Below are 327 nucleotides of genomic sequence, written 5' to 3'. Positions count from 1 at the left end.
ACTGGTGCAAACACTCAGCGCCAAAGAGCAGCCCGCAGAACCGGAAGTCAAAGACGAGCCGCAGAAAAGCGAGCTGGAAGAGAAAGTCGAAAAGCTCTCCACCCAGCTTGGCGAACTGACCACCAAACTGAGCAGCATCACGGATGAGCAGGCGCGCATCCTTGCGGGTCAGGACGCGGAACCCGAGCAGTACCTGTAAGCACCGGCTTTAGTCTCTCACCCCATTTGTATAGGTAAACACATGCAAGAGCATACCAAAAAGAAACTGAGCGCCTACGTTCAGGCGGTCGCGCAGCAAAACGGCGTCGAGAACGCCACCGAGATGTT

At 55.7% G+C, this 327-nt stretch carries 1 pseudogene; it reads left to right on the top strand.

Going from position 1 to position 327, the window contains the following annotated elements:
* Positions 1-199, top strand: a pseudogene (locus JIG40_RS00850) (phage capsid protein); the annotation flags it as partial.
* Between the last annotated feature and the right edge of the window lie 128 nt (positions 200-327).

This window comes from Vibrio sp. bablab_jr001 (assembly GCF_016464285.1).
GTDB classification, from domain to species: domain Bacteria; phylum Pseudomonadota; class Gammaproteobacteria; order Enterobacterales; family Vibrionaceae; genus Vibrio; species Vibrio fluvialis.
The sequence above is the reverse complement of the archived record's forward strand: the minus strand, read 5'-3'. Positions and strand labels throughout refer to the sequence as shown.